The organism is Monashia sp. HAY1-2A (genome assembly GCF_056755315.1).
Genome location: NZ_JBNDHY010000593.1, coordinates 1 through 251, shown reverse-complemented (window position 1 = coordinate 251; position 251 = coordinate 1). Strand labels below are relative to the sequence as shown.

Genomic DNA, 251 nt, shown 5'->3' with positions numbered 1-251 from the left:
CCCGTATTGAAAGAAGCCTGGGAAAGTATTACCCATGGAGATGTATTCTCAGAATTTTTTCTGATGGGCATCGCAACAGTCGGAGCCTTCGCGATCGGAGAATATCCGGAAGGGGTTGCTGTTATGCTTTTCTATTCTGTTGGCGAAGTGTTCCAGGGGATGGCTGTAACCAGAGCGAAAAGCAATATTAAATCTCTGCTCGACCAGCGCCCCGATGAGGTAACGGTTTTAAAGGACGGAAAACCACAGAC

The 251-nt window shown here is 47.8% G+C and carries 1 pseudogene; it reads left to right on the top strand.

From position 1 onward, the window contains the following. Positions 1–251, top strand: a pseudogene (locus ACPYOM_RS23185) (hypothetical protein); the annotation flags it as partial.